Here is a 23,222-nt window from a genome sequence, read left to right as displayed (position 1 = left end):
TCGCGATTTCCTGCAAAGGCGCTCAACTGTCGCCGAGTGCCTTGACCACCTGCTCGACACTGGCCTTGAGCCCCGTCACGGTGTCGTCCGGATCGCTGTCCAGCACCAGCAACTTCGCCCCGGAAGCGGCGATCATCTCGGCCACCTTTGCGTCCGGCTGACGATGATGCAGCACCAGCGCCACATCCTGCGCCTTGAGGTGCTCGCCCAGCGCCTTGAGCGCCGTCTCGTCCCATTTGTCGTCGGCGGGCAGTGGCTGTTCGACCACATCCAGGTTCAACCCGCTGGCCAGGTAGCCCAGGCGCTCGGACAGGCTGACCACAGTCAGGTTGTCGACCTCGGCCAGGCGTGTCTGGCTGTTGGCGGTCAGCTCCAGCATCTGCCGCTTGAGGCCGGCCAGGTTGCCCTGGATCTTCGCCTTGTCGGCTGGCGCAAGTCGTTCCAGGTCGTTGGCGACGACATCGGCCATGCGCCCCAGGTTGGTCGGGTTCAGCCAGGGGTAGGCGGTAAACGCCTCATCACCCTTGACCGCGATACCAGGCAGGGCGCCATCCACCGGCCGCGCGGCGTCGATCTCGACGATGCGGATATTGCTGCGCCGGGCCGTGGGATAGAGCGGGTCGTCACGCCAGATCGAGCGCACGCCGATCACCGCGTCGGCCTTCGACGCCGCCTTCTGCAGGCTGGCGCCGCCACGGCCGCTGAAGTACGACGGCTGGCGGCTGGCCGGCAGATTGGCCGGGGCGGCGCGCTGCAGCTGCACCGAGGTGCCGTCAAGCAATGCGCTGGCCAGGCTGTGGGTTACCGGCAGGGTGGTCAGCACTTGGGTGGCGCCGGCCACCAGCGGCAGGCCGCTCAGAGCCAGGGCCAGGGTCAGTTTCTTCAGGGTCATGCCGGGTTTCCTTGCAGGCGGGGGACGAGGGCGCGGGCCAGGGCGGCGAGGGCGAAGCAGATCCCGGCGACCAGGATGATCGCCGCGCCCGAGGGCACCGGCAGGTCGAAGACGATCGGCAGCAGGATGCCGAGCAGGGTGCTCAGGGTGGCGATGATCACCGAGACGAAGAAGAAGCCCTTGAGCGACTGGCTGACCAGCCGCGCCGCCGCCGCCGGGATCACCAGCAGGGCGCCGACCAGGATCGCGCCGATCACCTTCACCGAGGCCACGGTGACCAGGGTCACCAGGACCACGAACAGGTAGTCCAGGGTCTTCACCGCCACCCCGCGCACCGCCGCCAGCTGCGGGTTGAAACTAGCCAGCATGATGCGGTTGTACAGCGGCAGGGCCAGGGCCAGCACCAGCACGGCGACGATACCCAGCACCAGCAGGTCGTGGGCGCTGACGGTGAGCACCGAACCGAACAGCACGTTCTCGAGGATGTGCACGTTGATCTTGCCGGCCAGCATCAGCAACAGGCTCGCGCCCAGGGCCAGCGACACCGAGAGGAACACGCCGATCAGCGTATCCGGGGACAAGCCGGTGCGGTTGCGCAGGAAGTTGAGCAGGATGCCGAACAGCAGGCAGTAGCCGAACAGGCTGCCGTACGGGCCGGTGTAGGGCTCGCCGAGCAGGATGCCGATGGCCACGCCGGTCAGCGCGGCATGGCCGACCGCCTCGGAGAAGAAGGCGAAGCGCTTGACCACCACCAGGGTACCCAGCCCGCCCAGCACCGGGCCGATCATCAGGCCTGCCAGCAGGGCGTTGACCACGAAGCCGTAGGCCAGCGCCTCCGGCAGGTAACCAGCGGTGGCCCAGTCCTGGACCAGCTGGCGGAACGATTCGAAACTCATCAGGCAAGGCTCTCGCTGCGCGGGTGGACGGAGAACAGCCCGAGCAGGCGCTCGGGGGTCAGGGCCTGGGCCGGCGGGGCGTCGAACAGCACCTGGCGGCTCAGCCCGGTGACCCGGTCGGCCAGGCGCAGCACCGCTTCCAGGTCGTGCTCGATCCACAGCACGGTGGTGCCGGCCTGGCGCCAGCCGTGCAACAGTTGCTCGAACACCTGGATGCCGGCCTCGTCGAGGGCCGACATCGGCTCGTCCAGCACCAGCAGCTGCGGCTCGGGGATCAGCCCCTGGGCCAGCAGCACGCGCTGGCGCTCGCCACCGGACAGCGCGCCCATGCGCCGCTTGCGCTTGTCGAGCATGCCCACTCGCGCCAGCGCCGCGTCGATCGCCGGACGCACGCGCCGGGACAGGCCGAGGAACGCCGGGCGGCGCTGGCACATGGCGGCCATGAAGTCGTCCACGGTCATTGGCAGGCCGCGGTCGAATTCCAGGGCCTGGGGCACGTAGCCGATCACTTCACGCTCAGCGGGCCAGTGCAGGGTCAGCTGGCCCTGGTGCGGCATCTGCCCGAGCAGGGTCTTGATCAGCGAGCTCTTGCCGCCACCGTTGGGGCCGACGATGGCGTGCACGCTGCCGGGGGCGACGCTGAAGCGCACGTTCTCGAGGATGCGTGTGCGGCCAAGGGTGAGGTCGATGCCGTCGAATTCGATACGCGGCCCGCTGGCGGTTGTGAGGTTGGCGGCGGCGGTCACGTGCGGTTCTCCTGGATGGCCTGGACCACCGTGTCGAGGTTGCGCTTCATCTCCACCTCGTACTTCTCGGTGGTGTATTCGCCGTAGGAGATGTGCGTGAGCGGGTAGATGCGCACGCCGGACTCGCGGTGGATGGTGTCGACGTAGGCCGAGGGGAAGTCCATCTCCGAGAAGATCACCTTCACATCCAGGGCCTTGAGCTGGTCGATGGTCTTCTTCAGCTGCGCCGGGCTCGGTTCGATGCCGTGGGCTGGTTCCACCACGGCGGTGACTTCCAGGCCGAAGTCGCGCACCAGGTAGTCGTAGGCGGCATGGATGGTGGCGACGCGGAAGGTCGCGTCAGGTGCCTGGGTGACCTTGGCCAGGGCCTCGGCGCGCAGGGCACGCAGGCGCTTGGCGTAGGCCCGGGCGTTCTGCGTGTAGAACTTGGCGTTGTCCGGGTCGAGCTTGCCCAGTTCGCGGGCGATGTTGTTGACCTGGGCAATGGTGGCGCTGATCGACAGGAAGGTGTGCGGGTTGACCACCTTGCCGGCGCCGCGGGCGGCGATGCCGGTGGCCGCCAGCAGCGGCACGTTGGCGTTGGACTCGATGGTCTTGATGTCGGGCTTCTCGCTGGCGGCGATCATGCGGTCGGCGAAGTCGTCGTGGCCGACGCCGTTGAGCACGATCACGTCGAGGCTGCCGATGCGCTTGATGTCCTCGGCGCGGGGCTCGTAGGCGTGGGGATTGAAGCCGGCCGGGATCAGCGGCACCACCTCGGCCTTGTCGCCGACGATGTTGCTCACGTAGCTGTAGTAGGGGTGCAGGGTGATGCCGATGCGCAGCGGCTTGCCATTGTCGGCGAGGGCCACGGCGGGCAGGGCGCAGGCCAGGAGCAGCGCCAGGGTGCGGCGGGCGAAGCGGAGCATGGGCAGGTCCTTAGTGACGGTGTTGGCGGGTGACCCCGGCGTCGTAGTGGGTGGCGATCTGCTGCCAGCCGGCGGCGATCAGCGCATCGCTGTCCAGCGCGTCCGGGGGCAGGGCGGTACTGTCGCGGCGCAGCCAGACATCCGGCTGGGCGTCGCTGGCGGCGGGCAGGATCACCAGGAAGCTGCCGGCCACCTGGGTGTCCTGACTGCGGCCCAGGTAGGCGCCGTTGGCCAGCAGCGACCACTGGTGGCTGCCGCGGCTCTGGCTGCTGGCGTCGTTGACGAACGGCGGCAGCCCCTCGTCGGCCAGGGCCTGGGCGTCCGGGGCGGTGCCGTTGTCCTCGCGCAGGGCGCGGATCTCCTCGACGGCCACCCACAGGTCGGTGTGGATGCCCTGTTCGGCGGCATTGAGGTCGCGGCGGGCGTCGAGCTGGTGGGCGGCGATGGCCTGTTCATCCTCACGCTCGCCGCGCGCGGCCACCACGCTGGCGGCCAGCACCACGATCAGCAGCGCGGCCAGCAGCACGTAGAGGGTCTCGTGCCCGGCGCCGGCCGGGCGCACCACCTGGGCGCGGCTCATGGCGCACCGATGTCGGCGTGGTCCACTTCCACCACGTGGCCGGGGCCGGCATCGAACAGCACGTAGAACTCACCGTCGGGGCGCTTGAAGGTCAGGGTCGAGTCGTCGCCGAGCTTGCTCGCCACCAGCACCTGCTCGTCGTAGCCGATCACGTCCAGGGTCACCCCGGGAGCGCCGCTGCCGTCGGAGAAGCCGCCCTTGCAGGTGATCTGCTCGCCGTGCTCGGTGCACTCGCACATCGGGTTGTGCGCCAGCGCCGGGGTGGCGGCCAGGGCCAAGAGGGGCAGGGCGAGCCTGCGCATCAGCTGTTTCATTTATTGCCTCCTTGTTTCTCGAGCCAGGCCGCGGTGGCGGGGGATGCCTTGGCCAGCGGCACCGCGGCCTGGTACATCTTGCCGTCCCAGCCTTCGATGGTGATCCAGATGTCGGCGTCAGGTCGGGTGCGTGGCGGGATCGGCAGCGAGGTGCCCATGCGCGCCGGCGCGCCGAAGAAGATCGTGCCGGCGGCGCGCAGGCTGCGCGGCTTGCCCACCCGCAGGTAGATGGCCTTGGCGCCTTCGTTGCAGGTGCCACAGGCGGCGTTGAAGGCCTTGAAGTAGCCGGCCGGACCCTCGGCGCGCGGCGCCTCGTCGCGCAGTTCGGCCAGGTCGAGGGTCCAGCGTCCGACCTGGATATCCTCGACGATGTTGGCACCCAGGCCACTGTCGCCGCGGAACAGGCTGGCGTCGGCGAAGTACTTGGGCATGAAGCCCAGCGGCACGAGGATCAGCAGGATGTTCAGGTGGAAGCGCCATTTCAGCCACAGCTGCTTCAGGCCGCTGGGCGGCAGGGTATCGGTCTGGCTCAAGGTTGGGCCTCCAGGGTGGTTGGGCTGGCCGCGGCGCGCTTGCGTGCCGGACGCTCGCTGCGCTTGAGGGCGGCGAGGGTGGCCTGGGTGGTGCGTTTGGTCCAGATCAGCAGGCCGCTGAACACCATCAGGGTCAGTACCAGGCCGAAGAAGAACCAGATCAGCTTGATCGCCAGGCCACCGAAATCACCGGTGTGCAGCGGGCGCATGGATTCGGTGACGAACTCGAGGGCCGAGCGGTCGCCGAGCAGGAACTGGCTGTCGACGTTGCGCGTGTAGGGGTTGACCTCGGCGGTCTGGAACATCAGCGGATACCAGCCTCGCCCGCCCATGCTGTAGTGGCTGTAGGCGGTGGCCGGCAGCGAGATGAAACTGATGTCCAGGCCGGGTACTTTCTCGGTGGCGATGCGTGCTGCCTGGTCCAGGTCGATGCGTGGCGCCGGGCTGCCGTCGGCAGTCTGCGGTACCTGCTCGCGGGCGATGACCGGCACGATCGGCTCGGTGGAAACTGTCACATGGTTGTCGCCGAGGATCGCCTGGATCAGGAACCAGGTGCCGGTGATGGAAATGACCGCGATGAACCAGATCGACCACACCCCGGCCAGGCGGTGCAGGTCGCCCCAGAAGATCCGTGGGCCGTGGCCGGTACGCACTGGCTTGAAGAAACCGCGCCAGAACTTCTTGTACACCACCAGCCCCGTGACCAGCGAGGCCAGCATCGGCAGCCCGAGCAGCGACACCAGGTACCAGCCCCAGCTGTAGCCGTTGGTGAAGGGCACCAGCCACCAGCCGTGCAGGGCGCGGGTGAAGGCCTCGAAGTCGAAGTCCGGACGCTGCCCCTGTATGGCCCCGCTGTACGGGTTGACGTAGAGCAGCGCATTGGTGCCGTCGGCGCGGGTTACCGAGGCCTGCAGGGCGAAGTGCGAACCGTCCGGCTGGCTGAAGAAACGCACTGCCAGGTCCGGTTCGGCCTTGTGCATGGCGTCAAGCACCTGCTGGTAGCTCAGGCGCTGGCTGTCGTTGTCGGGCTTGCTGGCGCGCACGTCGGCGTTGGCCAGCCAGACGATCTCCTGGCTGACCACCGCGAGCATGCCGGTGAAGCAGACGATCAGGACGAAGAACCAGATCGGCAGGGCAAGCCAGCTGTGGACCAGGAACCACAGCTTGGAATTGGATTTCTTTCTCGATTGTCGGGCCATCGCTCGGTCTTCTGCATATAAAAATACGGTCGAGTCTGTGCTCAACCTGGAAGGCTGCATAAGTAAGGACGAATGAGAATCAGAAAGCTGCCAAAGCAAATGAAAGAAAATGTTTCAAGAACTGGACGTGACCTCCGTCGAAACCGGCGCCTTGGCCGCGCGCGCCTGCTTCAGGCTGCGCTTGAGCGCGTTGGCGGTGGCCAGGGCGGTGCGCTTGCTCCAGATCAGCAGGCCGCTGAGCACCATCATGCTCAGTAGCAGGCCGAAGAAGAACCAGATCAGCTTGCTCGTCAGGCCGGCGAACTCGCCGGTGTGCAGCGGGCGCATGGACTCGGTGAAGATCTCCACCGCCTTGCGATCGCCGAGCAGGCGGCTGGCCTCCATCGCCCCGGTATAAGGGTTGATCTCGGCCTTCTGGTACACCAGCGGATACCAGCTCATGCCGCCGATGCTCAGGTGCGCATAGGCGTTGCTGGGAAAACCGACATAGTCGACGGTGAAGCCGGGAATCTCGCGCTGGGTGATCCTCACCGCTTCGTCCGGGCTGATCATCGGCGCGGGGCTGCCGTCGGCGGTCAGTGGCACCGTCTCGCGGGCTATCACCGGAATGATGGGCTGGCTGGAAATGGCGATATGGTTGTCGGCGAGCAGCGCCTTGACCAGGAACCAGGTACCGGTGATGGAAATCACCGCGATGAACCAGATCGACCAGATGCCGCTCAGGCGGTGGAAATCGCCCCAGAAGATCCGTGCGCCCTGGTTGAAGCGCAGGGTCGGCTTGAAGAAACCTTTCCAGAAGCGCTTGTAGATCACCAGGCCGGTGACCAGCGAGGCCAGCATCGGCAGCCCGAGCAGCGACACCAGGTACCAGCCCCAGCTGTAGCCGTTGGTATGCGGCACCAGCCACCAGCCGTGCAGTGCGCGGGTGAACTCTTCGAAGTTGAACTGCGGCGGGACGCCCTGAATATGCCCGGTATAGGGGTTGACGTAGACCCTCAGGGTACGGCCGTCGGGGTAGGTGACATCCGACAGCATGGCGAAGTGCGATTCGCTCAGGGTCATCAGGCTGGCCACGGCGATACCGGGCTGGTCGCGCTGCATGGCCACCAGCAGTTCGTCGTAGTTCAGCCGCCGGGCCTCGTCCGAAGGCGGGTTGGCGCGGGTTTGCGGATTGGCCAGCCAGACGATCTCGCGGCTGATCACCGCCAGGGTGCCGGTGACGCAGACGATCAGCACGAAGAACCAGATGGGCAGGGCCAGCCAGCTGTGCACGAGGAACCAGATTTTCGAGCGTGACTTTTTCGACATGGGGTACGCAGTGTCAATGGCGAAGTTCAGGGGCAAAAGCCCGGCCGTATCTGAAAGAGACGCATGAGCAGGGCAAAACCTGATGGATCATTTGCAAGCAAGTGTTTCCAGGGTGGCCGTGCTGGCGATGCAGGCCCACGTGGGAGCGGGCTGGCCCCGCGAACACCGGCAGTGCCGGTGCCAGGCGCCACAGTGCCTGCATCGCTCCTGCAAAGGGACTAATTTGCCTGCCCCTCGAAACGTCCTCCTATCACCGGACGCGAGCGTGCCCCTGGGCCGTCGGTCCCTTTCATCGAATGTGTACAGGAGGCCCGTCATGGGTGTTGCTGTGGGATTTACAGTGCGTCCGCTGTTGCCGGAGCAGGGACGTTTGCCGTTGCTGGTGGAGGCGGGTGACGACGACACCAGCCTGTTGGAGGTGTTCGACGAGCTCAAGGCGCTGGTGGATGAACACCTGCCGCGCGACGGCGGCATCCTGTTCCGCGGGTTTCGCCTGGAGGGCGCCGAGCAGTTCCGCCAGTTCGCCGCCAGCTTCGGTCATCCGCTGCTCAACTACGAGTTCGGCTCGACGCCGCGCACCAACGTCACCCAGGGGGTCTACACCTCCACCGAGTACCCGGCGCACCAGCATATTCCGCTGCACAACGAGCAGGCCTACTCCCGCGACTGGCCGATGAAGATCTGGTTCTACAGCATGATCGCGGCAAAATCCGGTGGTCAGACGCCGATTGCCGACAGTCGCGAAGTCTATCGGCGGGTGCCGGTGCATGTCCGCGAGCGTTTCGTCAGCAAGGGCCTGATGTACGTGCGCAACTTCGGCAACGGGCTGGATGTGTCGTGGGAGGATGTATTCAATACCGATGACCCGCAGGAGGTCGAAGCCTACTGCAAGGCTCACGGCATCACCTGCGAATGGAAAGATGACGGCGAGCTGCGTACCCGCCAGGTGTGCCAGGCGGTGGCCGAGCACCCGGTGACCGGCGACATGGTCTGGTTCAACCAGGCGCACCTGTTCCATATTTCCAACCTGCCGCCCGAGGTGCGGGAAAGCCTGCTGGACATCGTCGATGAGGAAGACCTGCCGCGCAACGTCTACTACGGCGACGGTTCGCCCATCGAGGACGAGGTGCTCGATGAGATCCGTGCGGTGCTGGAGGACTGCAAGATCAGTTTCCTCTGGCAGGAAGGTGACGTGATGATGCTCGACAACATGCTCGCCGCCCATGCCCGTGCGCCGTTCGAAGGCCCGCGCAAGGTGATCGTGGCAATGGCCGAGGGGCATTCGCTGGAGCAGGCCTGACCTGCCGATCGCTCCTGCAGGCCGGCGCGACCTCCTGTAGGAGCGGCCTTGTGCCGCGAAAGGGGCGCACAGCGCCCCCATCACTCCCGCGTCGAGCCCCTCGCTAAATCATCCCCCCGCCCATTCGTTCTTGTTGATGCGCCCGGACCTTCCGGTCGCACCGCCGATCAGCAAGGACCTCACACATGAATGCCGCAGACGCCCAGAAACTTTCCCGCCGTTTCATCGAGTTGCCCCTGGACAAGCGCCGCTTGTTCCTCGAAGGGATGCGACGCGAGGGTATCGATTTCGCGCAGCTGCCCATGTCGTCCTGTGCCGGTCTGAGCGAGCGCGACGGCCTGTCCTACGCCCAGCAGCGCATGTGGTTCCTCTGGCAGCTGGAACCCCACAGCGCCGCCTACAACCTGCCGATGGCCGTGCGCCTCGACGGCGAGCTGCAGGTCGAGGCGCTGGAGCGGGCGTTCAGCCTGCTGGTCGCCCGCCACGAATGCCTGCGCACCACCTTCGCCCAGGACGGCGAGCGGGCGTTGCAGCGGGTGGCGGAGCCTGCGCCGGTGAACATCCAGCTGTTCGACCTGGCCGACCTGCCCGAAACCACGCGCTGGGAGCGCGCGCACCAGCAGATGGCGGCCCAGGCCACCCAGGCCTTCGACCTCGAAGACGGGCCGCTGTTCGGCATCGCCCTGTTGCGCCTGGCGCCCCAGGCACACGTGCTGTTGCTGACCCTGCACCACATCATCGCCGACGGCTGGTCGATGAATATCCTGATCGACGAATTCATGCGCAGCTACGACGCCCTGGTGGCGGGGCGCGAGCCGCAGCTGGCGGAGCTCAAGGTGCACTATCGCGACTATGCGCTGTGGCAGCGCAGCTGGCTGGAGGCCGGCGAGCGCGACCGCCAGCTGGACTACTGGCGCGAGCAGCTGGGTGAAGAGCACCCGTTGCTGGAGCTGCCGACCGACCGGCCTTACCCGGCCCAGCCCAGCCACCTCGGCGAGCGCCTGGAGCTGACGCTCGACGCGGGCCTGCGCGAGGATCTCAAGCAGTTGGCCCAGCAGCACGGCGTGACGCTGTCCACGGTGCTGCTGGCCGTGTTCAAGACCCTGCTGTACCGCTACAGCGGGCAAACCGACATCCGTGTCGGCGGTCTGATCGCCAACCGCAACCGCAGCGAGACCGAAGGGCTGGTCGGCTTCTTCGTCAACACCCAGGTGCTGCGCAGCCAGTTCACCGCGCAGACGCCGTTCAGCGACCTGCTGCGCAGCCTGCACCAGGCCTCCGTCGGCGCCCAGGCGCACCAGGACCTGCCGTTCGACGCGCTGATCGAAGCCCTGCAGCCCCAGCGCAGCCAGAGCCATACGCCGCTGTTCCAGGTGATGTTCAACCACCAGCCGCTGGTCACCGACCTCAATGACGTGCGTCTGGACTGCGGCCTGCGCGTGGGCTACCTGAGCGCCGAGCAGCTGGCCGGCAGCCGCCGCCAGCATGCCGCCACCAGCGACCTGATGCTCGACACCCGGGAGGAGGGCGAGCAGCTGTTCGCCGCCTTCACCTATGCCACCGACCTCTTCGACGAAGCCACCATCGCCGCCCTGGCCGGGCACTGGCGCAACCTGCTGCGCGCGGTCTGCCAGGCACCGCGCCAGCGCCTGGGCGAGTTGCCGCTGCTGGCCGAGGCCGAGCGCCAGGCGCTGCTGTGCCCGGTGGCCGAGGTGTCGTCGCTGGTACCGGTGCAACGGCTGTTCGAAGCCCAGGCCGCTCGTAGCGGCGAGGCATTGGCATTGATCCTGGCCGACGGCGCCGCGGCGCCATCAATGAGCTATGCCGAACTCAATGCCCGCAGCAATCGCCTGGCCCATCACCTGCGCCATCAGGGCGTCGGCCCCGATGTGCTGGTGGGCGTGGCCCTGGATCGCTCGCTGGACCTGGCCGTGGCCCTGCTGGCCGTGCTCAAGGCCGGCGGCGGCTATGTGCCGCTGGATCTGCAGGCCCCGGCCGAACGCCTGGGGCATGTCTTCGAGGACAGCGGCCTGCAATGGCTGCTGACCACCACCGCCCAGTTGCCGGGGCTGCCGGTGCAGGGTGGGCTGCGCTGCCTGTGCCTGGACCAGCTGGCGCTGGACGACGAGCCGGCGGACGACCTGGCGTTGACCGTCACGCGCGACAACCTGGCCTATGTGATCTACACCTCCGGTTCCACCGGCCGGCCCAAGGGCGTGGCCATCAGCCACGGCGCCCTGAGTGAGTTCATCGCCCGCGCCATCGACTACAGCGACCTGCGCGAAGGCGACCGCGTCCTGCAGTTTGCCACCAGCAGCTTCGACGGCTTCGTCGAGCAGTTCTTCCCGCCGCTGTGCCACGGCGCCTGCGTGGTGCTGCGCGATACCCGCCTGTGGGACAGCGCCGCCCTGCATGAGGTGCTGATCAGCCACGGCGTGACCCTGGCCGACCTGCCGGCTGCCTACTGGTACTGGCTGGTGCAAGACTTCGCGGCGCGTCCACCGGCCAGCTACGGCGCGCTGCGCCAGATCCACGTCGGCGGCGAAGCGATGGCGGTGGACGGGTTGCGCCTGTGGCAACTGGCCGGGTTGGGCCATGTGCGCCTGCTCAACACCTATGGCCCGACCGAGGCCACGGTGGTCTCGACCATCCACGACTGCACCGGGCTCGGCCACGAGGCGGTGTCCTGGCGCGGCATCCCCATCGGCCAGGGCCTGGCGCAGCGCCGGCTGTACATCCTCGACGATGACCTCGAACTGCTGCCGCAGGGCGGTGTGGGCGAGCTGTACATCGGCGGTCCGGGCCTGGCCCGTGGCTACCACGGTCAACCGGCGCTGAGCGCCCAGCGCTTCGTCGCCGACCCGTTCGCCCATGGCGAGCGCCTGTACCGCACCGGCGACCGTGCGCGCCTGGGCGCTGACGGCGCCATCGAGTACATCGGCCGTGTCGATCACCAGGTCAAGGTCCGGGGTTTCCGCATCGAGCTCGGCGAGATCGAGGCGCGCCTGCAGCAGTGCCCGGGCGTTCGCGAAGCGGTGGTGCTGGCCCTGCCGATGACCGGCGGCCTGCAACTGGTCGCCTATGTAGTGCCCGACGCCGCCGAGCAGGATGCCGCCGAACAGGCGCGGTTCCGCCAGCAGGTGCGCAGCCTGCTCAAGGCGCGCCTGCCCGAATACATGGTACCCGGCCACCTGCTGCTGCTGCCGCGCCTGCCCCTGACGCCCAGCGGCAAGCTCGACCGCAAGGCCCTGCCGGCACCGGACCCCAGTGCACTACAGGTTGAGTATCGGGCGCCGCAGAGCGCCATCGAGCAGCAACTGGCGCAGATCTGGATGCAGGTGCTGGGCGTGACCAAGGTCGGCCTGGACGATCACTTCTTCGAACTGGGCGGGCACTCGTTGCTGGCCGCCCAGGTATTGGCGCGGATCAAGGACCAACTGGGCCTGGTGCTGCCGTTGCGCAGCCTGTTCGAACACCCCGCGCTGGGCGACCTGGCCGCCGAGCTGGGCCGTCTGGAGGGTGGTGATAAAGATGACGACTGGTCGGATATGGACGCGTTCATGAGTTCCTTGGAAGGGGTTGAGGCATGAGTGGCAACATGGCGGTACGCATTGCAAAACGGTTCGTCAGCCTGCCCCTGGAGCAGCGCCGGCAGTTCCTCGCCAAGCTGCGCGAGGACGGCAAGGACTTCAGCCTGTTGCCGGTGGTCGAGTCGCGTCACGACTTTGCCAGCATCCCCCTGTCCTTCGCTCAGCAGCGCCTGCTGTTCCTCTGGCAGCTGGAGCCGCACAGCGCGGCCTACAACATGGCGGCCGGCCTGCGCCTGAGCGGCCGGCTCGACGTGGCGGCCCTGCAGCGCTCGTTCGAGCACCTGGTGGCGCGCCACGAAGCGCTGCGCACGGTGTTCCAGGTCGATGGCGAACAGCCGCGCCAGGTGATCCTCGCGACCCAGGCCGTACCCCTGGCGCAGGTCGATCTCACCGGTGTCGCCAGCGACCGGCGCGAGGCCGAGCTGGCCACGCAGATGCGCGAGGCCAGCCACCAGCCCTTCGACCTGCTGCACGGGCCGCTGCTGCGCGCCACCCTTTACCGGCTGGCGGCCGAGGACTACGTGCTGCTGGTGTGCATGCACCACATCGTCTCCGACGGCTGGTCGATGGATGTGATGGTCAAGGAGTTCGTGCACAGCTACCAGGCTTTCAGCCAGGGGCAGGCACCGCAGTTGCCGGCGCTGGAGGTGCAGTACGCAGATTATGCGATCTGGCAACGCAGCTGGCTGGAGGCCGGGGAGGGCGAGCGCCAGCTCGGCTACTGGCGCCAGCAGCTGGGCGAGGAGCAGCCGTTGCTGGAGGTGGCCGCTGACCATGCCCGCCCGCTGACCCAGAGCTTCGACGGCCAGACCCTGAGCTTCGACTTCGGTGCCGAGCTGTCCCGACGCCTGGGCGGCTACGCCCGCGCCCAGGGCATGACCCTGTTCATGCTGGTGCTGGCGGGCTTCTCGCTGTTCCTCTCGCGCCAGGCCGGGCAGCGTGATATCCGCATCGGCGTGCCCAACGCCAACCGCGGCCGCGCCGAGGTCGAGGGGCTGATCGGTTTCTTCGTCAACACCCAGGTGCTGCGCTGCCAGGTGGACGAGCGCCTGAGCTTCGACGACCTGCTGGCCCAGGTGCGCGAGGCGGTGCTTGGCGCCCAGGCGCACCAGGAACTGCCGTTCGAGCAACTGGTGGACGCACTGGTGCCGGAGCGCAACCTGGGCCACAACCCGCTGTTCCAGGTCAAGTTCAACCAGAACGTCGGCATGCAACGCCAGCGCTCGCTGGCCCTGCCGGGCCTGAGCGTCGCCGAGTACCCGCTGGACAAGGTCGGCACCCACTTCGACCTGGCGCTGGACATCACCGACGACGGCCAGCTGATCCACGGCGAGATGACCTTCGCCAGCGACCTCTACCAGCGCGCCACGGTCGAGGCGTTCATCCCGGCGTTCATCGAGCTGCTGGGCCAGTTACTCGACGCGCCGCAGCTGCCGCTGCATCGCCTGGCCGCGCCGCTGCCTGTCGGGCAGGCGCCGGAGCGCGAGGCGCCGGCGCTGGTGCTGGAGCAGTGGCAGCAACAGGTACGCCGCCAGCCCGAGGCGCTCGCCGCCCGTAGCCTGGAGCACAGCCTGAGCTTCGCCGCCCTGGACCAGGCCGCCAACCGTCTGGCTCACCACCTGCAACGCCAGGGCGTGACCCGCGGCCAGCCGGTGGCGGTGCTGATGGAGCGTTCGCTGGACTGGCTGACCTGCATGCTCGGCATTCTCAAGGCCGGCGCCGTGTACATGCCGTTGGACACCAAGGCGCCTGAAGCGCGTCTGCGGCAGATGCTCGATGCGGCGCAGGCCAAGGTGCTGTTGTGCGCCGCCGGCGATGCGCGCCTGACCAGCCTGGCCGCCGCCGATCGCCTGACCGTGGGCTATGTGCCCGAACAATGGCAGGACCTGCCGGCCAGCGCGCCGGCCATCACGCTGTGGTCTGAATCGCCAGCCTATGTGATCCACACCTCCGGCTCCACCGGCCAGCCCAAGGGCGTGCTGGTCAGTCATGGCGCCCTGGCCAGCTATGTCGCCGGCCTGCTCAAGCGCCTGGCGCCAGCACCGGAGGCGAGTATGGCGCTGGTCTCGACCATCGCCGCCGACCTGGGCCACACCGTGCTGTTCGGCGCCCTGTGCGCCGGGCGCCTGCTGCATGTGCTGCCTGAGGCGCTGGGCTTCGACCCGGACGCCTTCGCCCGCTACATGGCCGAACACCGGGTTGGCGTACTGAAGATCGTCCCTGGCCACCTGGCGGCGCTGCTACAGGCCGGCAACCCCGCCGATGTGCTGCCCGAGCAGGCGCTGATCGTCGGTGGCGAGGCCTGCACGCCCGCCCTGGTGGAGCAGGTGCGCCGGCTCAAGCCGGGCTGCCGCCTGATCAACCACTATGGCCCGAGCGAGACCACGGTCGGCGTGCTGACCCATGAGGTCACGACCCTCGCCGCCGAGGCCCGCGCCGTGCCGGTGGGCACGGCCCTGCCGGGCGCCCATGTGCTGCTGCTCGACGATGTGCTCAACCCGGTCGCCGACCAGGTCGCGGGCGAGCTGTATATCGGCGGTGCCAGCGTGGCCCAGGGTTACCTCGGTCAGCCGGGCCTGACCGCCGAACGCTTCGTGCCGGACCCGACGCGGCCTGGCCAGTGCCTGTACCGCAGCGGCGACCGGGTGCGGCGCAACCGTGCGGGCCAGGTGGAATTCATCGGTCGCGCCGACGACCAGGTCAAAGTGCGCGGTTATCGTGTCGAACCAGCCGAAGTGGCGCGGGTGCTGCTGGGGCTGGACGGGGTCGCAGAAGCGGTGGTCCTGGCCCAGCCGGTGGACGGTGACGAGACCCGCCTGCAACTGGTGGGCTGGTGCGTGGGGCAGGGGCTGCAGGGTGAAGCCTTGCGCCAGCAATTGCAGGACCGCCTGCCGGACTACATGGTGCCATCACAGATCCTGCTCCTGGAGCGCCTGCCGCTGACCGCCAACGGCAAGCTCGACAAGCGCGCGCTGCCGGCACCGGGTGTCGCCCGGCGCCAGTACACAGCGCCAGTCGGCGAGATCGAGCAGGCCCTGGCGGCGATCTGGGCCGAGGTGCTCAAGCTCGACCAGGTCGGCAGCACCGACAACTTCTTCGAATTGGGCGGCGACTCGATCCTCAGCCTGCAGATCATCGCCCGGGCCAAGCGCCAGGGCATCAAGCTCAGCCCCAAGCAATTGTTCGAGAAGCAGACCATCGGCCAGTTGGCGGCGGTGGCCAAGCGTATCGAGAAAAAGGCCGCGACAGTCGAGCAGGTCAGCGGCACGCTGGCATTGTTGCCGATCCAGTCACGCTTCTTCGAAACCGACATCCCTGAGCGCCAGCATTGGAACCAGGCTTTGCTGCTCAAACCGACCCAGCCGCTGCGCGCTGACTGTCTGACGGGCGCGTTGCAGGCGCTGGTCGACCAACACGACGCACTGCGCTTGCGCTTCTCCCAGCGCGATACCTGGCAGGCCGAGTTCCAGGCCGGCAAGGCCGACGACATGCTCTGGGTTCGTGAGCTGAACGATATGGCCGAGCTGCCGGCCCTGGCCGAGCAGGCCCAGCGCAGCCTCGACCTGGCCAAGGGGCCGCTGCTGCGAGCGCTGTTGGTGGACCTGCCCGAAGGCCAGCAGCGTTTGCTGCTGGTGATCCACCACCTGGTGGTCGACGGGGTGTCCTGGCGGGTGCTGCTCGAGGACCTGCAACTGGCCTACACGGCCCTGGTCGCGGGCAAGCCGCTGGCGCTGGCGGCCAAGAGCAGTTCGCTCAAGGCTTGGGCCGAGCGCCTTGGCGCCTATGCCCGCAGCCCCGAACTGCTGGCCGAAGCCGATTACTGGCTGGACGGCCTCGCAGCCGCTGGCGATGAATTGCCACGGGACAATCCGTCGGGCGCCCAGACCAACCGTCACGTCGCCCATGCCTCGTCGCGCCTGGACACCGCGCTGACCCGCAAGCTGCTGCAGGTGGCGCCCGCCGCCTACCGCACCCAGGTCAACGACCTGCTGCTGGCGGCCCTGGCGCGGGTGCTGTGCGACTGGACCGAAGAGAAATCGGTGCTGATCCAGCTGGAAGGCCATGGCCGCGAGGACCTGTTCCCGGAACTGGACCTAAGCCGCACCCTGGGCTGGTTCAGCAGCCTGTTCCCGGTACGCCTGACGCCAGCTCATGGGCTGGGCGCGGGTCTGTGCGCAGTCAAGGAGCAGTTACGTGCGGTGCCGAACAAAGGCATCGGCTACGGCGTGCTGCGCTACCTCGGCGAGCCCGACCTGCGCGCGCGCCTGGCGGTATTGCCGCAGCCACGGGTGACCTTCAACTACCTGGGGCAGTTCGACGGCAGCTTCGCCGAGGCCGAGGGCGCGCTGTTCACTCCGGCCAGCGAGGCCAGCGGTGCTACCCAGGATATGGACAGCCCGCTGGGCAACTGGCTCGGCATCACCGGGCAGGTCTACCAGGGCGAGCTGGAGCTGGACTGGAGCTTCAGCCGCGAGGTGTTCCGTCCCGAGACCATCGAGGCCCTGGCGCGCCGCTACGAGCAGGTGCTGGCCGAGCTGGTCGAGCACTGCGCCCAGGCGCCGCACCAGGGCGTCACGCCATCGGACTTCCCGCTGGCCGAGCTGACCCAGGCGCAACTGGATGGTCTGCCGCTGGCGGCCGGGGAAATCGAGGACCTCTACCCGCTGTCGCCGATGCAGCAGGGCATGCTGTTCCACAGCCTCTACGAGCAGGCGGCGGGCAACTACATCAACCAGCTGCGCGTGGATGTGCGCGGGCTGGACATGGCGCGCTTCCGGGCGGCCTGGCAGGCGGTGGTGGACAACCACGAAGTGCTGCGCAGCTGCTTCCCGCAGGATCTGCCGGCACCGGTGCAGGTGGTACGGCGCCAGGTGCAGGTGCCTTTCGTCGAGCTCGACCAGTCCCAGGATCCGGATGCCGTGGCCCAGGCCGAGCGCCAGGCCGGTTTCGACCTGGCCAGCGGTCCGCTGCTGCGCCTGACGCTGATCCGCACAGGCGATGACAGTCATCACCTGATCTACACCAGCCACCATATCCTGATGGACGGCTGGAGCAGCTCGCGCTTGCTGGGCGAAGTGCTGCAGCGCTACAGCGGCGCGACGCCGGGCGGCAAGACCAGCCGTTACCGCGACTATATCCAGTGGCTGCAAGGCCAGGACCAGCAGGCCAGCGAAACCTTCTGGCGGGGGCAGGTGGCCGATTTGCAAGAACCGACCCGTCTGGTCCAGGCGTTCAAGTCCTCGGCCCAGGGGCAGGGCCATGGCGTCCTGGCGCTGCGTTTCGAGGCGCAGCAGACCCGGCAGCTGGCGGACTTCGCCCGGGACCAGCGCGTTACCCTCAACACCCTGATCCAGGCCGCCTGGCTGCTGCTGTTGCAGCGCTACACCGGCCAGGCCAGCGTGACCTTCGGTGCCACCGTGGCCGGTCGCCCGGCCGAGTTGCCGGGTGTCGAGGAGCAGCTGGGGCTGTTCATCAACACCTTGCCGGTGGTCGCCAGCCCGCGCCCGGAACAGACCGTGGGCGACTGGGTGCAGCAGGTCCAGGCGCTGAACCTGGCCTTGCGCGAGCACGAGCACACGCCGCTGTACGAGATCCAGCGCTGGGCCGGCTGGAGCGGTGAGGCGCTGTTCGACAACATTCTGGTCTTCGAGAACTACCCGGTCGCCGAGGCGCTGCAACAGGGCGCACCGCAGGGTCTGCAGTTCGGCGAGGTGCTCAACCAGGAGCAGACCAACTACCCGCTTACCCTGGTGGTGCAAGTGGGTGAGCGCCTGGAGGCGAGCTTCAGTTTCGATCGCCAGTGCTTCAGCGAACAGGCCATCGACCAGTTGGCGGGGCACTTCCAGCACCTGCTTGCGCAGTTGGCGGCTGACGCTCAGCGTGCACTGGGTGCGCTCAGCCTGCCGGTGGAAGACCAGCAGGTAGTGGCCAGCTATCCGAGCACGGCTTGCACCCATGAGTTGATCGAGGCGCAGGCGGTGCGTACGCCTGAGGCGATCGCCGTGACCTTCGCCGGGCAGGCGCTGAGCTACGACCAGCTCAACCGCCGTGCCAACCGCCTGGCTCACAAGCTGCGCGAGCAGGGCGTGGGGCCGGATGTGCTGGTGGGCATCGCGGTGGAGCGTGGCTTCGAGATGATCGTCGGCCTGCTGGCGATCCTCAAGGCCGGGGGCGCCTATGTGCCGCTGGATCCGGAATATCCGCAGGATCGCCTGAGCTACATGATGGAAGACAGCGGTATTCAACTGCTGCTGACTCAAGGTCACTTGCTGGCTGATTTGCCTGTGCCGGCGCAGGTCCGCAGCCTGAAGCTGGAAGACGATCTGGCTGGCTACAGCGATGAGAACCCTGCGCACCTGAGCCAGCCGGATAACCTGGCCTACGTGATCTACACCTCGGGCTCGACCGGCAAGCCGAAAGGCACGCTGCTGCCGCACCACAACCTGCTGCGCCTGTTCAAGGCGACCGATGCCTGGTTCGGCTTCGGCCCGCAGGATGTGTGGACGCTGTTCCACTCCTACGCCTTCGACTTCTCCGTCTGGGAGATCTTCGGTGCGCTGCTGCACGGCGGTCGCCTGGTGATCGTGCCGCGTGAAACCACGCGTTCGCCGGAAGACTTCCACCAGCTGCTGGTGGAGCAGGGCGTGACCGTGCTCAACCAGACCCCGTCGGCGTTCAAGCCGCTGATGCGAGTGGCCTGTGACAGCGCTGATGATCTGGCACTGCGCTACGTGATCTTCGGTGGTGAAGCCCTGGATGTGGCGGCGTTGCAACCGTGGTTCGAGCGCTTCGGTGAAGATTGCGACAACCTGATCAACATGTACGGCATCACCGAGACCACGGTCCACGTGACCTATCGGCCAATCGGCTTTGCCGACACGCAACAGGCGGGTAGCCCGATCGGTGCGGCGATCCCGGACCTGTCGATGTACGTGCTGGATGCCGACTTCAACCCGGTGGCCAAGGGCTGCACGGGCGAGCTGCACGTTGGCCATGCCGGCCTGGCCCGCGGTTACCACAACCGCGCTTCGCTGACTGCCGAACGCTTCGTGCCGGATCCGTTCTCCAGCGAAGGCGGGCGCCTGTACCGCACCGGCGACCTGGCCCGTTATCGCGGCCAGGACGTGATCGAATACGTGGGCCGGATCGACCATCAGGTGAAGATCCGCGGCTTCCGTATCGAACTGGGCGAGATCGAGGCACGCCTGCAAGAGCACGCTGCCGTGCGCGAAGTGCTGGTGCTGGATATCGACGGGGCAGGGGGCAAGCAACTGGCCGCTTACCTGATCGCACAGGACACTAACGCCGATCACGCAACGCTGCGTGACACGCTGAAACAACACCTGAAAACCAACCTGCCGGACTACATGGTTCCGACGCACTTCCTGGTGCTGGAGCAGTGGCCGCTGACCGCCAACGGCAAGCTGGACCGCAAGGCCCTGCCGAAGCCGGACGCCAGCCAACTGCAACAAGGCTACGTGGCGCCACGCACGGCGCTGGAACAACAACTGGCCGCGATCTGGAGCGAAGTGCTGAAGGTCGAGCAGGTGGGTCTGCACGACAACTTCTTCGAGCTCGGTGGCCACTCGTTGCTGGCCACCCAAGTGACCTCGCGGATCCGCCAGCGCTTGGAGCTGGAAGTCCCGCTGCGCAGCCTGTTCGAGTCCGCCGACCTGCAGGCCTTTGCCCAGGCCGCAGGCCAAGGTTCGGCCAGCCAGGCGCCTGCGTTCACTGTCGTGGACCGCAGCCAGCCGCTGCCGCTGTCCTACGCCCAGCAACGCCAGTGGTTCCTCTGGCAGTTGGAGCCGGACAGCGCCGCCTACAACATCCCTTCGGCCCTGCGCCTGAAGGGCGAGCTGAACATCGAGGCCCTGCGTAGCAGCTTCGCCGCGCTGATTGCTCGTCACGAAACCCTGCGCACCACCTTCAGGCAGCAGGGCGATAGTGCCGAACAGGTGGTGCACCCGACGCTCGATGTTCCGCTGCAGGTCGCGTCGGCTGCCCTGGATGAGACGGCGCTACAGGCCTGGGTCGAGGCCCAGGTGCGCGAGCCGTTCAACCTCGAGCACGGTCCGCTGCTGCGCGCCCGCTTGCTGCGCCTGGCCGCCGACGACCACGTGCTGGTGCTGACCCTGCACCATATCGTCGCCGACGGCTGGTCGATGCCGATCATGGTCGACGAACTGGTGCGCGGCTATGAAAGCCATCTGCAGGGTAAGGCCCCGCAGCTGCCGGCCCTGGCGTTCCAGTACGCCGACTACGCCGCCTGGCAGCGCCAGTGGATGGAGGCTGGCGAGCAACAGCGCCAGCTGGACTACTGGCAAGCGCGCCTGGGCAGCAGCCAGCCGATCCTCGAGCTGGCCACCGACCACCCGCGTCCCGCCGTGCAGCAATACGACGGTGCTCGCCTGCAGGTGAGCCTGGAGCCGGGCCTGGTTGCCCAGCTCAAGGCGCTGGCCGGGCAACAGGACGTGACCCTGTTCATGCTCCTGCTGGCTTCGTTCCAGGCCTTGCTGCATCGTCATTCCGGTCAGGCCGACATCCGCGTCGGCGTGCCGGTGGCCAACCGCACCCGGGCCGAGACCGAAGGGCTGATCGGCTTCTTCGTCAACACCCAGGTACTGGATGCCCGCTTCCAGCCGCAACTGCGCTTCGACGAATTGCTGCAACAGGTCAAGCACACCGCCCTGGGCGCCCAGGCGCACCAGGAGCTGCCCTTCGAACAACTGGTCGAGGCCCTGCAGCCGGAGCGCAGCCTGAGCCACAGCCCGCTGTTCCAGGTGCTGTTCAACCACCAGACCCAGGTGCTGGGCGAATCCCGCGAGCTGGCGGGCCTCAGCCTGCAGGGTCTGGTCTCGGACAAGCAGACCGCGCAGTTCGACCTGACCCTGGACACCGCCGAGCACGAAGGCGGCCTGAGCGCGACCCTGACCTACGCCACCAGCCTGTTCGAGGCCGCCAGCGTGGCGCGCATGGCCCAGCACTGGCGCAACCTGTTGCAGGGCATCTGCCAGGACGCCGGGCAGCGGGTTGCCGAACTGCCGTTGCTGAACCGCGAGGAGCGCGAACGCACCCTGTACGCCTGGAACGACAGCGCCGCCGACTATCCACGCGGGCAGACCGTCCAGCAGTTGATCGAGGCGCAGGCCGCACGCACGCCGCAGGCCATCGCTGCGGTGCTGGGCGAGCAGTCGCTGAGCTACGAGCAACTGAACCGTCGCGCCAATGCCCTGGCCCATCACCTGCGCAGCCTGGGCGTCGGCCCTGATGTACTGGTGGGGATCGCCGTGGAGCGCAGCCTGGAAATGCTGGTCGGCCTGCTGGCGGTGCTCAAGGCCGGTGGCGCCTATGTGCCGCTGGACCCGCAGTTCCCCGAGGACCGCCTGGCCTACATGATGGAGGACAGCGGCATCACGCTGCTGCTGACCCAGTCCAGCCTGCTGCAGCGCCTGCCGATTCCGCCGCAGGTGCACAGCCTGTGCCTGGACCAGCCGCTGCCAGCCGAGCACGGCGAGGACAATCCGCGCCAGCTGGCACTGCCGGAAAACCTCGCGTACGTGATCTACACCTCCGGCTCCACCGGCAAGCCCAAGGGCGTGACCATCCGCCACGACGCGCTGGTCAACTTCCTGTGCAGCATGGCGCGCCAGCCGGGCATCGACGCCCAGGACAAGGTGCTGTCGCTGACCTCGCTGTCGTTCGACATCGCCGGCCTTGAGCTGTACCTGCCGTTGCTGCGCGGCGCCAGCGTGGTGCTGCTGGGCGAGCAGGTGAACAAGGACCCGCAGGCCCTGATGGCGGTGATCCAGGCCCAGGCGGTCAGCGTCGTCCAGGCCACGCCATCGACCTGGCGCATGCTGCTGGATGCTGCGGCGCCCGGTGCCTTCGCCGGCAAGAAGGTGCTGTGCGGCGGCGAGGCGCTGAGCGCCGAGCTGGCCCAGCGCCTGATTGCCCAGGCCGGGCATGTGTGGAACGTCTACGGCCCGACCGAGACCACCATCTGGTCGGCCTGCCACTACCTGACCGCCAGCGACGATGTGTGGCTGGGCCGTCCGCTGGCCAACACCCGCCTGCACGTGGTCAGTGACGAGCTCGACGTGTTGGCGCAAGGCGCGCGCGGCGAGCTGCTGATCGGCGGCGATGGCCTGGCGCGGGGCTACCACAACCGTCCGGGCCTGACCGCCGAGCGCTTCGTGCCGGATCCGTTCGCCAGCGAGCCGGGCGCGCGCCTGTACCGCACCGGCGACCTGACCCGCTACCGCGACGACGGCGTGATCGAGTATGTCGGGCGCCTGGACCACCAGGTGAAGATCCGTGGCTTCCGCATCGAGCTGGGCGAAATCGAGGAGCGCCTGCTGTTGCACCCGGCGATCCGCGAGGCCGCGGTGATCGATATCGACGGCCCGACCGGCAAACAGCTGGCGGCTTACCTGGTGCTGCACGACGCGCAGCAAGGCGTGGAAGCGCTGCGCGGCGAGCTGCGCGCGCACCTGAAGGCCGGGCTGCCGGACTACATGGTGCCGAGCCACCTGGTGGGCCTGGCGCGCATGCCGCAGACCCCCAACGGCAAGCTGGACCGCAAGGCCCTGCCGCTGCCGGACGCCAGCCAGCTGCAGCCGGCCCATGTGGCGCCGGTCACGGAGCTGGAGCGCAAGCTGGCGGCGATCTGGGCCGAGGTGCTGCATGTCGAGCGGGTGGGGCTGCAGGACAACTTCTTCGACCTGGGTGGGCACTCGTTGCTGATTGTCCAGGTGATCGGCCGGGTGCGCGAGCAACTGGGCGTCGACCTGAGCCTGAACGAGCTGTTCGAGCAGGCCACCCTGGCCGATTTCAGCCAGGTGGTCGAACGCAAGTCGGGGCAGGTCGCCAACGCCCATGACGAACTGACTAAATCCCTGGAGGCCTTGAAACGTCTTACTGCACAGGAAATAGATAATCTGATCGCTTAGCGGGAGA

The 23,222-nt window shown here is 67.7% G+C and carries 12 protein-coding genes; 3 read left to right on the top strand and 9 right to left on the bottom strand.

Going from position 1 to position 23,222, the window contains the following annotated elements; all coding sequences use genetic code 11:
• Nucleotides 1-22: 22 nt before the first annotated feature.
• The 9 genes from AC0MAZ_RS18440 to AC0MAZ_RS18400 all read right to left on the bottom strand — a co-directional run bounded on the left by AC0MAZ_RS18440 (nucleotide 23) and on the right by AC0MAZ_RS18400 (nucleotide 7,376).
• Nucleotides 23-892, bottom strand: coding sequence for a metal ABC transporter substrate-binding protein (locus AC0MAZ_RS18440; RefSeq protein ID WP_475858802.1), 870 nt, complete (start codon nucleotides 890-892; stop codon nucleotides 23-25).
• Nucleotides 889-1,788, bottom strand: coding sequence for a metal ABC transporter permease (locus tag AC0MAZ_RS18435; protein ID WP_028692191.1), 900 nt, complete (start codon nucleotides 1,786-1,788; stop codon nucleotides 889-891). Before AC0MAZ_RS18435 ends, AC0MAZ_RS18440 begins: the two co-directional genes overlap by 4 nt.
• A complete protein-coding gene (locus AC0MAZ_RS18430; protein WP_203652422.1) occupies nucleotides 1,788-2,534 on the bottom strand; it encodes a metal ABC transporter ATP-binding protein in 747 nt (248 codons plus the stop codon). The genes AC0MAZ_RS18435 and AC0MAZ_RS18430 overlap by 1 nt, the downstream gene beginning before the upstream one ends.
• Nucleotides 2,531-3,442, bottom strand: a complete 912-nt coding sequence (locus tag AC0MAZ_RS18425; RefSeq protein ID WP_475858801.1) for a metal ABC transporter substrate-binding protein — start codon at nucleotides 3,440-3,442, stop codon at nucleotides 2,531-2,533. The genes AC0MAZ_RS18430 and AC0MAZ_RS18425 overlap by 4 nt, the downstream gene beginning before the upstream one ends.
• Before the next feature lie 10 nt (nucleotides 3,443-3,452).
• On the bottom strand, nucleotides 3,453-4,022 hold the full coding sequence (locus tag AC0MAZ_RS18420) for a DUF6162 family protein (protein WP_475858800.1): 570 nt from the start codon (nucleotides 4,020-4,022) through the stop codon (nucleotides 3,453-3,455).
• Nucleotides 4,019-4,336 (bottom strand): hypothetical protein, encoded by a 318-nt coding sequence (locus tag AC0MAZ_RS18415; protein WP_028692195.1) that lies wholly within the window; start codon nucleotides 4,334-4,336, stop codon nucleotides 4,019-4,021. Before AC0MAZ_RS18415 ends, AC0MAZ_RS18420 begins: the two co-directional genes overlap by 4 nt.
• Complete coding sequence (locus AC0MAZ_RS18410; RefSeq protein ID WP_203652425.1) at nucleotides 4,333-4,869, bottom strand: thiamine pyrophosphate-binding protein; 537 nt, start codon at nucleotides 4,867-4,869, stop codon at nucleotides 4,333-4,335. Before AC0MAZ_RS18410 ends, AC0MAZ_RS18415 begins: the two co-directional genes overlap by 4 nt.
• Nucleotides 4,866-6,068: a PepSY-associated TM helix domain-containing protein gene (locus AC0MAZ_RS18405; protein WP_475858799.1), complete on the bottom strand. Its 1,203-nt coding sequence runs from the start codon at nucleotides 6,066-6,068 to the stop codon at nucleotides 4,866-4,868. The genes AC0MAZ_RS18410 and AC0MAZ_RS18405 overlap by 4 nt, the downstream gene beginning before the upstream one ends.
• 114 nt (nucleotides 6,069-6,182) lie before the next feature.
• Nucleotides 6,183-7,376 carry a PepSY-associated TM helix domain-containing protein gene (locus AC0MAZ_RS18400; protein ID WP_232856159.1) on the bottom strand — a complete coding sequence of 398 codons (1,194 nt, stop codon included), beginning with the start codon at nucleotides 7,374-7,376 and terminating at the stop codon, nucleotides 6,183-6,185.
• 316 nt (nucleotides 7,377-7,692) lie between these two features.
• On the opposite strand from AC0MAZ_RS18400, the gene AC0MAZ_RS18395 reads away from it, so the two are divergent.
• The 3 genes from AC0MAZ_RS18395 (at nucleotide 7,693) to AC0MAZ_RS18385 (ending at nucleotide 23,215) form a co-directional block, all read left to right on the top strand.
• Complete coding sequence (locus tag AC0MAZ_RS18395; RefSeq protein ID WP_203652428.1) at nucleotides 7,693-8,676, top strand: TauD/TfdA family dioxygenase; 984 nt, start codon at nucleotides 7,693-7,695, stop codon at nucleotides 8,674-8,676.
• A 185-nt stretch (nucleotides 8,677-8,861) separates the two neighbouring features.
• On the top strand, nucleotides 8,862-12,266 hold the full coding sequence (locus tag AC0MAZ_RS18390) for an amino acid adenylation domain-containing protein (RefSeq protein WP_475858798.1): 3,405 nt from the start codon (nucleotides 8,862-8,864) through the stop codon (nucleotides 12,264-12,266).
• Nucleotides 12,263-23,215 (top strand): amino acid adenylation domain-containing protein, encoded by a 10,953-nt coding sequence (locus AC0MAZ_RS18385; RefSeq protein WP_475858797.1) that lies wholly within the window; start codon nucleotides 12,263-12,265, stop codon nucleotides 23,213-23,215. The genes AC0MAZ_RS18390 and AC0MAZ_RS18385 overlap by 4 nt, the downstream gene beginning before the upstream one ends.
• Nucleotides 23,216-23,222 lie beyond the last annotated feature (7 nt).

This window comes from Pseudomonas sp. A, from assembly GCF_056270345.1.
Note: the sequence above shows the minus strand (reverse complement) of the source record. Positions and strands in the feature narration are given on the sequence as shown.